Origin of the sequence: Paenibacillus puerhi (assembly GCF_009846885.1) — a bacterium.
Lineage (GTDB): Bacteria > Bacillota > Bacilli > Paenibacillales > NBRC-103111 > Paenibacillus_G > Paenibacillus_G puerhi.
The window spans coordinates 1-15186 of sequence record NZ_WUWM01000012.1 but is presented as its reverse complement, the minus strand read 5'-3'; the positions used below and the strand labels follow the sequence as shown (position 1 = coordinate 15186).

At 53.2% G+C, this 15186-nt stretch carries 7 protein-coding genes, 12 tRNA genes and 2 rRNA genes; 2 read left to right on the top strand and 19 right to left on the bottom strand.

What is annotated here, in order from left to right:
- Positions 1-25 precede the first annotated feature (25 nt).
- Positions 26-5797 carry a choice-of-anchor I family protein gene (locus tag GSF01_RS12605; protein WP_159884475.1) on the top strand — a complete coding sequence of 1924 codons (5772 nt, stop codon included), beginning with the start codon at positions 26-28 and terminating at the stop codon, positions 5795-5797.
- Between the two features lie 1031 nt (positions 5798-6828).
- Here GSF01_RS12605 and GSF01_RS12600 read toward each other — a convergent pair.
- From GSF01_RS12600 to GSF01_RS12560, 9 genes are all read right to left on the bottom strand, one after another.
- A tRNA-Gly gene (locus GSF01_RS12600) sits at positions 6829-6902 on the bottom strand.
- 6 nt (positions 6903-6908) lie between these two features.
- Positions 6909-6985 (bottom strand) — tRNA-Pro (locus tag GSF01_RS12595).
- 146 nt (positions 6986-7131) lie between these two features.
- Positions 7132-7208: transfer RNA gene (locus GSF01_RS12590), tRNA-Arg, on the bottom strand.
- A 9-nt stretch (positions 7209-7217) separates the two neighbouring features.
- A tRNA-Gly gene (locus tag GSF01_RS12585) sits at positions 7218-7292 on the bottom strand.
- A 179-nt stretch (positions 7293-7471) separates the two neighbouring features.
- Complete coding sequence (locus GSF01_RS12580; RefSeq protein ID WP_159884473.1) at positions 7472-8281, bottom strand: ABC transporter ATP-binding protein; 810 nt, start codon at positions 8279-8281, stop codon at positions 7472-7474.
- Between the two features lie 52 nt (positions 8282-8333).
- A complete protein-coding gene (locus GSF01_RS12575) occupies positions 8334-9101 on the bottom strand; it encodes an ABC transporter permease (RefSeq protein WP_159884471.1) in 768 nt (255 codons plus the stop codon).
- Positions 9102-9103: 2 nt separating this feature from the next.
- Positions 9104-10234 (bottom strand): ABC transporter substrate-binding protein, encoded by a 1131-nt coding sequence (locus GSF01_RS12570; protein WP_159884469.1) that lies wholly within the window; start codon positions 10232-10234, stop codon positions 9104-9106.
- A gap of 37 nt (positions 10235-10271) precedes the next feature.
- Entirely contained in the window at positions 10272-10508 is a 237-nt protein-coding gene (locus GSF01_RS12565; RefSeq protein ID WP_159884467.1) for a 4Fe-4S dicluster domain-containing protein, read from the bottom strand.
- An 18-nt stretch (positions 10509-10526) separates the two neighbouring features.
- The gene (locus GSF01_RS12560) at positions 10527-12233 is read right to left on the bottom strand and encodes a fumarate reductase/succinate dehydrogenase flavoprotein subunit (RefSeq protein ID WP_159884465.1); all 1707 of its coding nucleotides are present in this window, start codon (positions 12231-12233) and stop codon (positions 10527-10529) included.
- Between the two features lie 331 nt (positions 12234-12564).
- Here GSF01_RS12560 and GSF01_RS12555 point away from each other — a divergent pair, with 331 nt between their 5' ends.
- Complete coding sequence (locus GSF01_RS12555; RefSeq protein WP_235941427.1) at positions 12565-13752, top strand: helix-turn-helix domain-containing protein; 1188 nt, start codon at positions 12565-12567, stop codon at positions 13750-13752.
- Positions 13753-13844: 92 nt separating this feature from the next.
- On the opposite strand, the gene GSF01_RS12550 is transcribed toward GSF01_RS12555, so the two are convergent.
- From GSF01_RS12550 to GSF01_RS12505, 10 genes are all read right to left on the bottom strand, one after another.
- Positions 13845-13924 (bottom strand) — tRNA-Leu (locus tag GSF01_RS12550).
- 7 nt (positions 13925-13931) lie between these two features.
- Positions 13932-14004: transfer RNA gene (locus GSF01_RS12545), tRNA-Lys, on the bottom strand.
- A 6-nt stretch (positions 14005-14010) separates the two neighbouring features.
- Positions 14011-14085: transfer RNA gene (locus GSF01_RS12540), tRNA-Gln, on the bottom strand.
- An 8-nt stretch (positions 14086-14093) separates the two neighbouring features.
- A tRNA-Thr gene (locus GSF01_RS12535) sits at positions 14094-14169 on the bottom strand.
- An 11-nt stretch (positions 14170-14180) separates the two neighbouring features.
- A tRNA-Val gene (locus GSF01_RS12530) sits at positions 14181-14256 on the bottom strand.
- A 134-nt stretch (positions 14257-14390) separates the two neighbouring features.
- Positions 14391-14462 (bottom strand) — tRNA-Glu (locus GSF01_RS12525).
- Between the two features lie 7 nt (positions 14463-14469).
- Positions 14470-14542: transfer RNA gene (locus tag GSF01_RS12520), tRNA-Thr, on the bottom strand.
- Positions 14543-14545: 3 nt separating this feature from the next.
- Positions 14546-14621 (bottom strand) — tRNA-Asn (locus tag GSF01_RS12515).
- A gap of 31 nt (positions 14622-14652) precedes the next feature.
- A 5S ribosomal RNA gene (gene rrf / locus GSF01_RS12510) occupies positions 14653-14769 on the bottom strand.
- Between the two features lie 188 nt (positions 14770-14957).
- Positions 14958-15186 (bottom strand): 23S ribosomal RNA (locus tag GSF01_RS12505); the annotation flags it as partial.

The window sequence follows — 15186 nt, the reverse complement described above, 5'->3', positions numbered from 1 at the left end:
CTAAGAAAAGGGAGTGAATCCTGTTTTGAAGAAGAAAGCGAAAACGATCTTATCTTTACTTCTAGCTGGCGAGCTAATCGCGGGCTCGATCCTAACAGCCGTACCCGCATGGGCCGCCCCAGCTCCGCTCGCGGGAACGCCTTACACCCCAGCGGGCAGCTACGATGTGACGGTGCCCCATGTTTTCATTAATCAGATCTACGGAGGAGGACTATCTACCGCAACCGATGCCCCTGTCTCCCACGGGTTCATTGAACTGTACAATCCTACGGATCAAGACATCCCGCTCGACCAATGGTCGCTTCATTATGCTTATAACGACAAGAAAATTACGGCCAACCCCGACGGCACAACCAGTCCCTGGCAGCAGTTGAACCTCAATGGGACGATCAAGGCCCATTCTTCTTACCTGATTACAGGCAAGCCGACAGGCGCTACAGCGGCTAACCAGAAGCTCGATCTGACCGCCAAAAGCGATCTGACGCTGGACGCCTTTATTTACAATAAGGCCATGAAGGTCGCGCTAATGAGCAATCAATCCCCTCTTGCGATGGCTCAGCCCTTCTCTGTAGGCTCCAAGCCTGAAGGCTATGTCGATCTCGTAGGTGCAGCCGACAATGATTCGGAGAGCGCGATCGACGGCTTCGAGACCGCTTTCCCTACCGGCAGTACGGAGGGCAAGTCCAAGAAAAAAGGAATCGTACGCAAGGCACGGACGGATACGGACAATAACCAGGCCGATTTCCAGCAAATCGACTATAGCAGCGCCGATGCGGCAACTCTACTCAATCAGGGCCCTCGTGGCAGCATCGACGGCGCCTGGCCAACCTCTGCGGTCGGCATTTCAACAGACAAGCTGTCCGAAGCTTATGTCGGCTCGTCTTATTCGGTGACGGCGGCCGCCTACGGAGGCAAGCCTCCTTACAGCTTCAGCGCAGATGGCCTCCCTGCCGGACTTTCCGTCGACTCGCAGACCGGCGTCATTCAGGGCGTGCCCGCTGCACACGCGGAAGGAACCGCCACTGTGACGCTCACCGTGTACGACAGCGCGGAGCCCAGGGCCAAAGCAAACCGCCTGCTGAGCCTTACGGTGAAGCCTGCCAAACAAGTGCTGACGCCGGACAGCCTCGCTATCCGAAAAATAGGCCAATATCAGGTCGGCGTCTCGAATAAGGACGGCGGAGTAGCGGAGATTGTGAGATACAACAAAGATAATCGCAAGATGTACATCGTTAGCGGGTCAAGCAATCCGCCGAGTCTGGATATTGTTCCTCTGACCGGAAGCGGAACACTGAGCAAGGAGAAATCGGTTCTTGTGAAAGAGCTGGCGGAGCAGGATGGCTTCGTCTTTGGCGATCTGACCAGCGTCGATGTGAATACGCCCACCAAGCGGATCGCGGTCTCTGTCCAGCATGCCGATCCGATGAGCAAGGGCAAAATTTTGCTGCTCGATTATGACGGCAATCTGGTAAAGTCCTACGATGCGGGCATACAGCCCGATATGGTTAAATTTACGTCCGACGGCAAATACGTCCTGACCGCGGACGAAGCGGAACCCCGCTCCGGTAAGAACGACCCGGAGGGCAGCGTCACGATTGCCGACACGACGACAGATAGCGTAGTGCACGTGAAATTCGATGACCCCGCTGTCATAGACGATCTTGTCCATATTCGGGGCGCCGCGGACCCTGTCAGCGGCATCATCGGCGGCCCCGGACCAAAAACCGATGCCGTTCGAGACCTCGAACCGGAATACATCGCTTTCTCAGCAGACGAGAGCAAAGCCTATGTTTCGCTGCAAGAAAATAACGCCATCGCCATAGTGGACATCGCCGGTCAGAAAGTAGAGGCGGTCAAGGGGCTTGGCTTCAAAGACTTCCGCGACCCGCGCAACGCCCTCGACCTGGTGAAGGACGGCGAGATCAAGCTGGAGAATGTTCCATTCTACGGCATGTATATGCCTGACGGCATCGCCACCCACTCGATCGGAGGAAAGACGTACCTGTTCACCGCCAATGAAGGCGACGCTACGGAGTGGCCGAAGCTCACCAATGCCACGAAGCTGGGCAAGCTGAAGCCGAGCCTGAACCCTGAGTCCGAAGCCGCCCGCTTCCTGCAGGGACAAACCAAGTACGACGATGTCGAAGTCGTAAGCGATATGAGCAAGGATGGCGTCTATCTGTACGGCGGACGCTCCTTCTCGATCTGGCAGGCCGATACGATGGAGCAGGTCTATGACAGCGGCAGCGATTTCGAACGCATTACCGGTGAACGGCTGCCGGATTATTTCAATGCCAGCAACAGCAAGACGGAGAAGGATGACCGCAGCACGAAAAAAGGACCGGAACCCGAATATGTAGCCGTTGGGGAAGTCGGCAGCCGGGTTCTCGCTTTCACCGGACTTGAGCGTATCGGGGGCGTTATGACCTATGACGTTACGGATCCGGCTCAGCCTGCTTTCGTCAATTATTTCAACACCCGAGATTTCGCAGCTGGAATCAACACGGATACAGGCCCGGAAGGTTTGGAATTCATCCCGACGGCCGATAGCCCGACAGGCTTGCCGCTCCTTCTGGTAGCCAATGAGGTCGGCGGCACGATATCTGTTATGGAGCTCCAAGTTCCTCGGGTCACGCTTGACCGGACTTCGCTGGCGCTTAAGGCGGGAGAAGCTGCGACGAAGCTTACGGCTACGGTCACCGATACGGCGTCGGCAGCCTCGGACTTGATCTGGACTTCATCCAATCCGGCTATTGCCCAAGTCGATGAAGCCGGCAGCGTGACGCCTCTGTCCGGAGGAACAGCCGTCATCACCGTGCGCACCTCCGATGGTTACGGGCAGGCGGAAGCCGTCGTGACCGTGTCCGGCCCCTGGAAGCTAACGGTTATGCATACGAATGATACCCACGCTCATCTGGAAGATGTAGCCCGCCGGGCGACTGTCATTAACCAGATTCGTGAAGAGGGCGGTCGCAGCCTGCTGTTGGATGCGGGCGACGTATTTTCCGGCGATCTGTACTTTACGAAGTGGATGGGACAGGCCGATCTGGAGTTTATGAATTACTTGGGCTATGACGCGATGACTTTCGGCAATCATGAATTCGATCAGGGCACTCAGACGCTGGCAAGCTTTATCAGCAAGGCCAAATTCCCGCTGCTGAGCTCGAACATCGACTTCAGCGCGGACAGCCACATCAGCCCGCTGCTGCGGATGCCTAAGGTGATCGATACGCTTCAGCCCAAGTCCACGGCCAATGCCGGTGTTTATCCCTATGTCGTGATGGACGTGAACGGGCAAAAGGTCGCCGTATTCGGTCTCACCACCGAGGATACCAAGGAAACCTCCAGCCCAGGCAAGGATGTTCAGTTCAGCTCCGCCAACGCCGCAGCGGCCAAAACCGTCGAAACCATTCAGGCCGAAGGGATTCAGGTCATTATCGCGTTATCCCATCTTGGCTATAACCGTGACCGGGAGCTGGCTGAAGCCGTACCGGGCATCGACGTGATCGTCGGCGGACATACCCATACCAAGCTGGACGCCCCTGTCGTCCTAACAGGCAGCGCATCGGAGCCTACGGTTATCGTTCAAGCCAACGAGTGGGGCAAGTTCCTCGGACGCCTGGATGTGACGTTCGACGATCATGGCGTAGTTCTGACCGGTCAGGACCAGCTTCATGGTCAGCTTATTACGATTAATGCTAACGTTCCCGAAGAGCCTGTCGCCAAGAAGATGCTGCAGCCTTACAAAGACGAGCTCGAGCTGTTGAAGCAGCAGAAGATCGGGCAAACGGACGTCCTTCTGGACGGCAAGCGCGAGAACGTGCGCTCCAAAGAAACGAATCTGGGTAATTTTATCGCCGACGCCATGCTATCCAAAGGCAAAGCACTGAAAAATGCGGATGTCGCCCTGATGAACGGCGGAGGGATCCGCGACTCGATCCAGCAGGGAGCTATCACGATGGGAGCCCTGCGGACGGTAATGCCTTTCGGCAATACGCTGTATATCCTGGATGTAACCGGCCAGCAGCTTAAGGATGGCCTTGAGAATGGCGTCAGCGGCGCCAAATTAAGCGATCTGCCGGGTAAATTCCCTCAAGTGGCCGGGATGACCTTTAAGTGGGATCCCGCTCAGGAGGCCGGCAGCAAAGTATACGACGTGCGCATCAAAACCGGCGACAGCTACGTTCCGCTTCGTCTTGATGCCACCTACCGGGTCGCTACGAACAGCTTTGTCGCCAATGGCGGAGATGGCTATGCTTCCTTCGCCAAAGCTATCGAGCAAGGACACTATCATGAGGATCTGGGCTATCCGGATTATGACAATTTTATCGATTATCTGAACTCGCTAGGCGGCGTCATTGCTCCTGCCCTAGAAGGACGGATCGTCGAGCAAAGCAAGCCGTCCGCAGAAACAGGGTCTGGCTCGGACTCGGATTCTGACTCGGATTCGAATACAGGCTCCGGTACCGGCAGCTCGACCGGCGGCGGTTCCACTGTCAAGGAAGAGACTCCTGGGTCAAGTCCGGCGGCCGGAAGTGCGGTAAAAACCGTGGATCTGCCCGCCTCAGCCCTCCAAGTGGAAGAAAGCCGGAACGCTGCGGGCCTCGCGACCCAAACGGTATCCGTGACCTCCGAGGAGCTTAAGAAGGCATTGACGCAAGCCCTGTCCGGTATTAAAAGCGGGCAGCATGCTCAGGTTCAAATCCGTATCCCAGCCTACAGCGGGGCTTCCGTCATCTCCCTGCCTGCTGAAGCCTTAGCAGCGGCTGGCAGCCAGGCGGCCCAGGCTTTGATTTCCATTCAAACGGATGCAGCCGGGTACCGGCTACCCTTGCATCTCCTGAAGCTGGAGCAACCAAACGGCTCGGACTCGTTAGGCCAAACAACGGTTCGGGTATCGATCGCGCCCGTAACCGGCTCATTGCTGCAAGAACTGGAGCAGGCAGCACGCCGTCACGATGGGGCAGGATTGGTAGGTCGATCCGCAACCGAATTCGACCTAGACATCATCGTGAACGGACAAGCAAAGAAACTGAATGATTTCGGCAAAACCTACGTAACACGCACTATTCAAGTACCTGCCGCCAGCAGCTTATCGTCGGCGACAGGTGTAAGGTACGACCCCAACTCAGGCGAGTTTCAGTTCGTACCGGGATCGGCCAGCACCTCTAACGGCCAAACAACCTTTGAACTGAAGCGCCCCGGCAACAGCATCTACGCCATATTGACCAGCAAGAAATCGTTCGCCGATCTGAGCGGCCACTGGTCCCGGAACGATGTTGAAGCCATGGCGTCCAAGCTGATCGTCAAGGGCGTTAGCGACAACGACTATGCACCTGACCAATCGGTCACTCGGGCCGAATTCACCGCCTTGGTCGTACGCAGCCTCGGCCTTACAGCGGAAGGCGATGCTTCCTCCTTCAAGGATGTCGCTTCAGCTTCCTGGTATGCAGGATCTGTCGGAGCTGCGGTCAGGCTTGGCCTCGTCGAAGGGCAAGATACGGCTGTATTTGCCCCGGACGCCAAGATCACCCGGGCTGAGATGGCCGTGTTAATTACGCGGGCCATGCAGTTCGCGGGCGACAGCTCAACATCCAAAGCCCCAGAGGCTCTGGCTGCCTTTAAGGACGCCGCAACGATTCCAGAGTGGGCAGCGGCAGCAGCCTCCCGCCTCGCTGACAAGGGGATCATGGAAGGCGACTCCGCCGCGATGTTCTCACCTGAAAAGCCGGCTACTCGTGCAGAGGCAGCAGTCATTCTGCTGCGTACGTTGAAGAAGCTTGGTTTTGCCAGCTGACCGCTGTATTACTTAAAAAAGGAAGCCGGGTCCCCATGAGGGATACGGCTTCTTTTGGCTTGAGCAAATAAAAAACCTTGAATCATCAAGGTTGGGTCCTTTAAAGTTATGGAGCGGGTGATGGGAGTGGGAGGAGAACTATGGGATTAATACAAAGTGAAGTTGGTAAAGTGGTCTTTTTTAGTCGGGACAACGTCAATTATGTTATCTTCCTGTTACAGCTTTCATGTTTTTGATTTTTCTTTTTTAGGAATGGAAAAAGGCTCGGAAGATGGTTATGTTAGATTGTGGGCCCACGTTAGTCTTCTATTGGGGGGGAAACGTATCTATTTTACCAATAGCTTTTCGGTATAAAAATAGTAAGTTAAAGATAATACCAGCCATAGCTATACTACTATGTGGACTAGCCATAACCCTCATACAGGCACCGCCTCTATTTTGGTGGACACTTACGGGGCTCGGTAGACCTACATATCTGCTAATTTCCTTGCTTCATTTTGTCGTATTAGTGATGTCCATTGGACTTCTAATTGTTATTATTGAGGTTGTCGATTCACTGTGAGTAACTGAGTTGAAACGTTCTGCTTTCGTTAACGGACCTCAGCGTCTCTATTTGCAGCATTTTCGCGATATTGAAAATCTAACGGACTCAGATGACGCTATTTGGTGCATTTCTGCCCATTCTATGCGGTTTTGACGTAAGTAAGGTCGTCTGTGTCCGTTACAATTTGAACAGGCCCCCTTTTTGTGAAATAGCGACTGTGGTGTCCGTTACGATCAGCCTTTACTTAACTGCGCTGCCGTCCACAATGAATCGACAGCCTCATTATTGACACCTTGAGACGTAACCCCTATTAGCCGCGTGCAGAGGCAGCAACATTCTGCTGCGTACGTTGAAGAAGCTTGGTCTCGCCAGTTGACCGCTATATTACTTAAAAAGGAGCCGGGTCCCTATGAGAGGGATTCGGCTTCCTTTTGGCTTGAACAAATAAAAAAACCTTGAATCATCAAGGTTTGGTCATTTAAAATTATGGAGCGGGTGATGGGAATCGAACCCACGCTATTAGCTTGGAAGGCTAAAGTTCTACCATTGAACTACACCCGCATATGATGGTCGGGACGACACGATTTGAACATGCGACCCCCTGGTCCCAAACCAGGTGCTCTACCAAGCTGAGCTACGTCCCGACAATTAACATATAAGCTGTAATGGCGTGCCCTGAGAGATACGGCCTTCGGCCGACTGCGACGTCATCCTAACGAAGCGTAGCTCCGACGAACTCTTTCGCTCGAATCTTGATCTCAGTTCACTTGGTTATTCGATGAGGCTGTAATGGCGTGCCCTGAGAGATTCGAACTCCCGACCTTTTGATTCGTAGTCAAACGCTCTATCCAGCTGAGCTAAGGGCACATCATAAAATGGAGCGGAAGACGGGAATCGAACCCGCGACCCTCGCCTTGGCAAGGCGATGCTCTACCGCTGAGCCACTTCCGCATGTTATAATCTCACTTCATGTCCAATTCGTTTTAGCGACAAGATTCATAATATCATTTCCTAGATCGAAATGCAAGTCCTTATTGAAATTATTTTTTCACTGAATGCTTATTGTCTTGCAGGGGAAAAAGCTAGCCCAGCGATGCTCACCAAGACTAGCCGTGAGGTAGAAGCGGCCTTTATTTCACCAAAATGGGCTGAAGCGCCCCTCGACGCTCCTCTTCCACCCTGCGTTCCCAAGACTCCTCCCCCTGCAATAGATGAAACAGCCTGTCACGAAGCTGAACGAAATCCAGGCTGGTTCGGGTCCGCGGACGAGGCATCGGCACAGGAACGATCTCTTTGATGCGGCCGGGGCCAGGAGTCATCACGATAATCCGATCCGCCAGATATATCGCTTCTTCCACATCATGCGTGACCAGTATAAACGTAATCTTCTCCTTGGACCACAGGCGCACCATTTCTTCCTGAAGCTTCTGCCTAAGAATAGCATCCAGCGCGGCAAACGGTTCATCCAAAAGCAGCAGCTGCGGTCTTAAGCACAACGCCCTTGCAATCGCCACACGCTGGCTCATTCCGCCTGACAATTCCTTTGGGTATAGATGCACCACCTGCTCCAAGCCGAGGAGCCGCAAATAATGCTCTACGATCTCATTTTGCTGCCGCTTATTCATCCTTTTCATTTCGAGTCCGAACCTGATATTTTCCCCGACCTTTAGCCAGGGGAAAAGCGCATAATCTTGAAAAATAAATCCCCGCTCGGTCGAAGGAGCCTCCACGGCCCGGCCATCGACTAGAATACGACCCTGAGCCGTAGTCTCGATGCCGGCGATCAGCTTAAGCAGCGTGCTTTTGCCGCAGCCGGACGGCCCAAGAAGGCAGACAAACTCCGCCTTCTCTACCGATAAGGATACGTCCTGCAGCGCTTTTACGACGCGTCCGGCACCTGAGTCGTAATGCTTGATGACATTTCGAATCTCTACATGCAATGGCTATCACTCCCTGGGCAGACTTTTCGCTTCCGGGTCCGCCATGACTAGACTATCTCCATTTAATCATAAGCCTCTCTAGGGTTCGGACGGCGGCTGACGAGGCAAATCCTAGAGCGCCGATGGTGAACATACCGATGATCGACTGCCTATAATCAAGCAAATGGTACGCTTGCCAAGTTGTATATCCGATACCCGTCTGACCGGACATCATCTCGCCTGTAACGACTGCCATCCACGAAGCCCCTATTCCTACCGACAGCCCGGTGAAAATCTCCGGAGACATGGCCGGCAGATACACACGCCATATCGCCCGGATCGGACCGCAGCCGAGGCAGCGCGCGGCCTGTAGGAGCGTGACAGAGACACGGCCCGCAGCATCCTTCGTGCTGATCAGTATGGGGAAGAACGCCCCGATAAACGTGATGAATAGAATACTGCTCTCGATCGTCGGGAAGAGCAGCATCGCTACCGGAAGAAAGGCTATAAGCGGAATCGGGCGGAACAGCTCGAGACTTGGAAATAAAGCATCCCTAACCAGCTTGCGGTGTCCGATCCACAAACCGAGAGGTACAGCCGTTATAAAGCCTAAAATAATCCCGCCCAGTACCCGCGCCGTACTGACGGCTATATCCTTGAAATAATGAAGCTGCTGGAGATACGACAGCCATGTCACGATAATATCGGACGGACCGGGCAAATTGCCGAATTGAAGGGGCCAGCGCAGGTTGGCCCTAACCGTCCATTCCCATATCAGCAGCATGACAAAGATCGAGATCATCCGAATCGGATACGAGACGAACGGTTTTAGGCGATTCATGCTTAATATACCTTTCCTTTGATCCAATCTCCTTGCAGCTCCGCATCGGTCAAGTACGTTCTGCCGTTCATCTGCACCGCCGACCGCAAGTAACGATCATCGACGAATGACTTCAGATCAAGCTTTTTCTGCAGCTTGCCGATACTCGTCAAGAAATCGATGCTTCCATTCAGCGTCGCCACATCCTTCTGGTAGATGGCGGCGTCAAAGCGGATATTCTGCACCATCTTGGCGCATACCTCCGCGGGAAACTTGCTTTCCTCTTGGAAAATTTTCGCCGTTTCCTCTGGATGCGAGATGGCGTACTCATGCGCTTCGCTCAACGCCCGCAGAAATGCTTTCACATAATCGGGTTCGGACTCGGCCCAGTCCCGATTGGCCACGACCCCGGCTAAATAGTCAATTTGGGTGTCTTCGCCGAACTGCAGCACCTTGCCCACATCCTTGACCTGCATCAATGTGGGATACGGCTCCCAGGTCGAATGGGCGGCTACTTTATTCTGCTCGATGCTCTGCATCCCTACCGTGACCGATTGGTCAACGATGGTCACTTGATCCACCAAGTCGACCTTACGAAGCGATTCGAGCAGCATGCGATGGGCGCTGCTTCCGATTGGAGTCGATACCGTTTTCCCCTTTAGATCCACGATGCTCTTGATACCGCTGTCCTTGGGCACTAATAAAGCTTGGTTTCGCCCTTGGGCTCCTTTGCCATCGAAGGCCAGAAAGACGGAGCGGTAGTTGGCTTGAGTAATTCCCAGCACGCCGTTTAGCAGCGAGGGCATATCCCCGAGAAAGGAGATTTGAATTTTTCCGCCAGCCATGTTGTTGTTAAGCACAGAGCCGGCCGGAGCATCGAACCATTCGACCTTAATCTGACGGTTCGGATCCTGCTGCACCAAATACTTTTCAAATAGCTTCTGATTCTTGATGATGAGTGCACCCCAGGTCTGGGCTGTAGGCGACTGATAGCCGACCGTTATCGTGACGGCCTCCTGGGCCGAAGCCGGCTTATCGCCGCTGGCTCTCTCCGAGCTTCCTGCGGGCTGAGTTCCGCACGCTTGAAGGAGCGAGATACTGAGTAATAGAGCGATCCAGGCTGCAAAAGATCGCGAACGGGAACGTTTTTTCATAAGATCGACCTTCCGTCTTCAAAGAAATCAAATCCGTTTACCTGACCAAATAAGGAATATTGACCCTCACCGCATCAACCGGACAATCCGTTTGGCAGGGCGTGCAGTACCAGCATTCATCATATTTCATATAAGCTTTGCCGTCCTTATCTAGTGCCAGAATCCCCATCGGGCATACCTGGACGCAGATATTGCATCCGATGCACTTGTCGCGGTCGATGACCACGCTTGCTTCCACACGTTGTTGCACAAAATTCGCCGACCTGTTAGTCAATGTCTATCGCTCCTCGTCTTAGTGGGATGAGATTGGTTCTTCCGCCAGGGCCGCATCCGGCTCCAAGATATAGGGTGGTAGCTCCTTCGTATACAACTCGCATTGTCCATCGCTCCCCTTGCGGACAATGACTCGCTTCAGCCAGTTCTCATCGTCCCGTTCCGGATAATCGAGGAAGAAATGATAGAACCCCCAGCGGCTTTCTTTGCGAAACAGAGAGGCTCTGGCCATCATCTCCGCGCAGTCTACGATGCTGTGTACCTCCAGCGCGCGGCCGATTTCGTGGGGGTCGCGTGCCCCGAGCAATTGCATGTCAACCTTGCGGAAATGCTCTATTTTCTCTAGCGCCATATCCATCTTCGTAATGGTCTTGGGCGGCATCAGGTACTGAGTGACGATACGGCGAATTTTATATTCAACCTGCTGATGCGGTACGCCTTCCGGATTCGACGCAATCCGGCTGATCCGCTCCTTCTCCGCTTCGATTTGTGCCGGATCGGGCTCAATATGGCTTTGCCTTGCAGCATAATGCGAGGCATTCGTCCCGGCAATCTTCCCGAAGGTCAGCGCCCCTAGCAAATACTGATGGGGAACGCTCGCCATATCTCCAGCTGCGTACAAGCCCTCCATAGACGTCTCCGCTTCATGATTGACCAACACCCCGGAAGCACTGTGACCGCTGCACAAACCAAGCTCCGAGAAGTTCAGTTCGACCATATCCGTGCGATAATCTTTCCCGCGGCCCGCATGGAAGCGGTCGCGACTCGGCCGCTCGTTGTTGTGCAGGATGTCTTCGATCTTCGAAATCGTGCTGTCATCCAAATGAGATAATTTCAAGAATAAAGGCCATTCCCCTTTGTTCGCCATCTTCCACATGTTCATAATCAGTTCGCCGCTCCAGTAATCGCAGCCCGTTACACGCTCCCCCTTGGAGTTGGCTGTATACCCTCCGAAAGGTCCGGCCACATAGGCACAGGCAGGTCCGTTATAGTCTTTCATCGTCGGGTTGATCTGATAGCATTCGATACCGGTCAGCTCTGCTCCGGCGTGATAGGCCATCGCGTACCCTTCACCGGAGTTGGTAGGATTCTCATACGTGCTGTACAAATACCCGGAATCGGTCAATCCCATACGCCCGGCAGCCCCTGCCGTCATCACCACCGCCTTGGCTTGAACGATCACGAGCTCGCCCGTCTCTACATCATAGCCGAGTGCGCCGGTTACCCGATTGCCTTGGGTAAGCAGTCTTGTCGCCATGACCCTGTTCACAATTTTACAACGCATCTGCTTCACTTTTTTGGCCAGTATGAGCTTCAGATCGCTCGCCTTCGGCATGGGAAGCACATAACGGCCCTTTCGGTGCACCCGGTACACCTCGTAATTGCCTTCTTCATCCTTTTCGAAATCGACGCCCCATGAATCGAGCTCCTTCACGATCTCGTGACATTCCGAAGCTTGCCGGAAAACCGCCAGCTGATCGATAATACCGTCGTTGGAAGCGGTGATTTCAAGCGTATATTCCTCTGGAGTCGCTTTGCCGGGAATGACGGCATTGTTTAATCCGTCCATGCCCATGCTGATCGCTCCGCTTCTTCGGATATCCGCCTTATCGAGCACCAATACGTTCAAATCGGGATTCGCCGCCTTGGCCTTGATCGCCGCCATCGTGCCTGCGGTTCCGCCCCCGATAATCAATACATCCGTGGAATATTGTCTGTTTTGCATAAGGTTCTAAAACCTCCCTATTAAAAAATAAAAGACACAGTACCCCTCAGGGTAAGCTGTGTCTCTGGTGGACCAGTCGACTACATTATTCCGATTATGATACTGTGCTTTTAATTTAGTTGAATCTTATCACTCTCTTTTCGAAAGTGTCAACGCTTCTAGCACATATGCGGACTAATGAGGAACAATGAGGAGTATATCCACTTTATTCCATTACAAGAGGGGAATTAGTCACATTCTAGTTGCCTGAATAAAGAGAACTATATTACAATACAAATACATATTATTTCTATAAGTTATATCGGATAAAGAAACGAAAGGAGTTAGGATCGTGTCCGACAATCGGTTTCGCTTGATTACGCTGCAGGAAGCGATGAATGTATTCGGCATAAGTCGCGCCACGATCGACCGCTGGCGGCAAACCAAGCAGCTTCCTTTCATTAAGATCGGCAAGGAAGTATTTATAAATTCCGACGATCTGCACCAATGGATTCGCAGCTATACTTACGAGCAAGGACGTCCTGCTGATCGACATAACCAAGGTCCTTTGAAAATCTCCATCGGCTACCAGAGCGGGACCGCCCATATGTGGAGTTCCCTGTTGATCAAAGAGACCGGTTTTTTCGAAGAGGAGCTGAAAACCTTTTTTCCGCGCCGACGTTTCGAAATTGACTGGTATAACGGCTCCAATGGACTCGAGCTGCTGGAGGGACTGATTATGGGACGTATCCATATCGCTTCGCTTGGCGACTATCCCATTAGAATGGCTCAAACCTTGAGCGAGCTGCTCCCGTCCTTTCAAGCCGTATTCCTGGCTTTTGACGGCAAGACGCCGAACGGGAAAGGAATTTCGATTGTCGTTCCTCCCAACAGCTCGATTCGCAACCTTGAGGATTTAACCTGCACCCCGATATCGACCGTGCCTCATTCCAGCGCAAGCTCTCGTCTTGAACAATTGTTCGCTTCGATACGCGGCTCAGGAGAGCCCCGAATTATTGCCAGCCCCATGGGGGAAAGCATGACCGGGATTTCCAAATCTAAGGTTGGCGCAAGCGTCATGTGGGAGCCTTATCCCAGTCTGCTGCAAGATTCGGGCGCGGGAAGGATATTATTCGAGGAAGGCATAGGCGAGGATTATTTAACCGGTATTATCTCCCATGCACAATGGGCGGGGAATAATGCTTCCATCGTTATCGCCTACTTGAAGGCCCATCTTCGGGCGCATCATATGATTCGCACACAGTTTGACAAGGTCGTCAAGCTCATCCATCTTTCTACCGGTTATCCGGGGCATATTGCCCGAAAAGTACTACAGCGCGTTCGATGGGATGCGGCCATTTACGAACGCGACTTGCAAACACTGGACAGACTCCACCGACAACGGAATGGAGCTGCTCCGGGCTCAGTGACGATCCCGGTCCAGACGCATTTCCTACAGTCGGCCTTGGAACATCTTCGGCTGCCCTCCATTCCCGATGAGCCCATTCCGGGAGAATGGGCTGTAGAACAGAGGTACTAGCTTAGAGAAGAAGCACATAAGGTAAAATGGGCAAGTATTAAAAGAAAAAGACCTTTAGATCGTAATGATCTAAAGGTCTTTTTCTTAAGTGATGCGCGTAGAGGGACTTGAACCCCCACGGTCTCCCGCCAGATCCTAAGTCTGGTGCGTCTGCCAATTCCGCCATACGCGCATAAACGTGAGCCATGTAGGACTCGAACCTACGACACCCTGATTAAAAGTCAGGTGCTCTACCAACTGAGCTAATGGCTCAAAACATGGCTGGGGATCTAGGATTCGAACCTAGGGGTGACGGAGTCAAAGTCCGTTGCCTTACCGCTTGGCTAATCCCCAATACTTACTGGTGCCGCCGAGAGGACTTGAACCCCCAACCTACTGATTACAAGTCAGTTGCTCTACCAGTTGAGCTACAGCGGCATATGCAATTATGGTGGAGGCTGACGGGATCGAACCGCCGACCCTCTGCTTGTAAGGCAGATGCTCTCCCAGCTGAGCTAAGCCTCCATGGGCGGTGAGCATAATGCACACCTAGTATGACCCGTAGGGGATGCTCGATGCTTCGCATCGAGACTGCGGAGCTTAAGCTAACGAAGTATGGCTCCGACGAACCATAGGGTTCAAATCCCCTACTCACCTTATGACCCGTAGGGGATTCGAACCCCTGTTACCTCCGTGAAAGGGAGGTGTCTTAACCCCTTGACCAACGGGCCTTAACGAAGCTTCCAACCGGGATCGAACCGGTGACCTCATCCTTACCATGGATGCACTCTACCTACTGAGCTATGGAAGCAAATGGCTCCCCGAACAGGACTCGAACCTGTGACAACTCGATTAACAGTCGAGTGCTCTACCAACTGAGCTATCAGGGAATGTTAGTTTGAGGAGTCAAGCCATGAATCCGCTTGGCGACGTTCTACTCTCCCAGGACCCTTCGGTCCAAGTACCATCGACGCTGGAAGGCTTAACGTTCGTGTTCGGGATGGGTACGCGTGGTTCCCTTCCGCCATCATCACCAAACCTGCAAGTTTCACGAAGTGAAACTACTTCGGAAGCTTGGATTTTTCCAGGATTACTCCTCTGGAATCGCTGCGAGAAAATATCCCCGCTTTCTCAAGGCGGCTTGCACCTTGAAAACTGGATGCGAAACTAAGCATGCTGAATGCTGTTAGCTTGTCGCTTACGAAGTGGTATACTTCGTAAACCTATTGGATAAGCCCTCGACCGATTAGTATTCGTCAGCTACACGCGTTGCCGCGCTTCCACCCCGAACCTATCAACCTCGTCGTCTACAAGGGGTCTTACTAACCTGGGAAATCTCATCTTGAGGGGGGCTTCACGCTTAGATGCTTTCAGCGCTTATCCCTGCCGTACTTGGCTATCCAGCCGTGCCTCTGGCGAGACAACTGGTACACCAGCGGTACGTCCATCCCGGTC

Coding starts and splice junctions, on each gene's coding strand:
- GSF01_RS12560 (WP_159884465.1), bottom strand. CDS start 12,233: ATGCAAAACAGACAATATTCCACGGATGTATTGATTATCGGGGGCGGA.
- GSF01_RS12575 (WP_159884471.1), bottom strand. CDS start 9,101: ATGAATCGCCTAAAACCGTTCGTCTCGTATCCGATTCGGATGATCTCG.
- GSF01_RS12570 (WP_159884469.1), bottom strand. CDS start 10,234: ATGAAAAAACGTTCCCGTTCGCGATCTTTTGCAGCCTGGATCGCTCTA.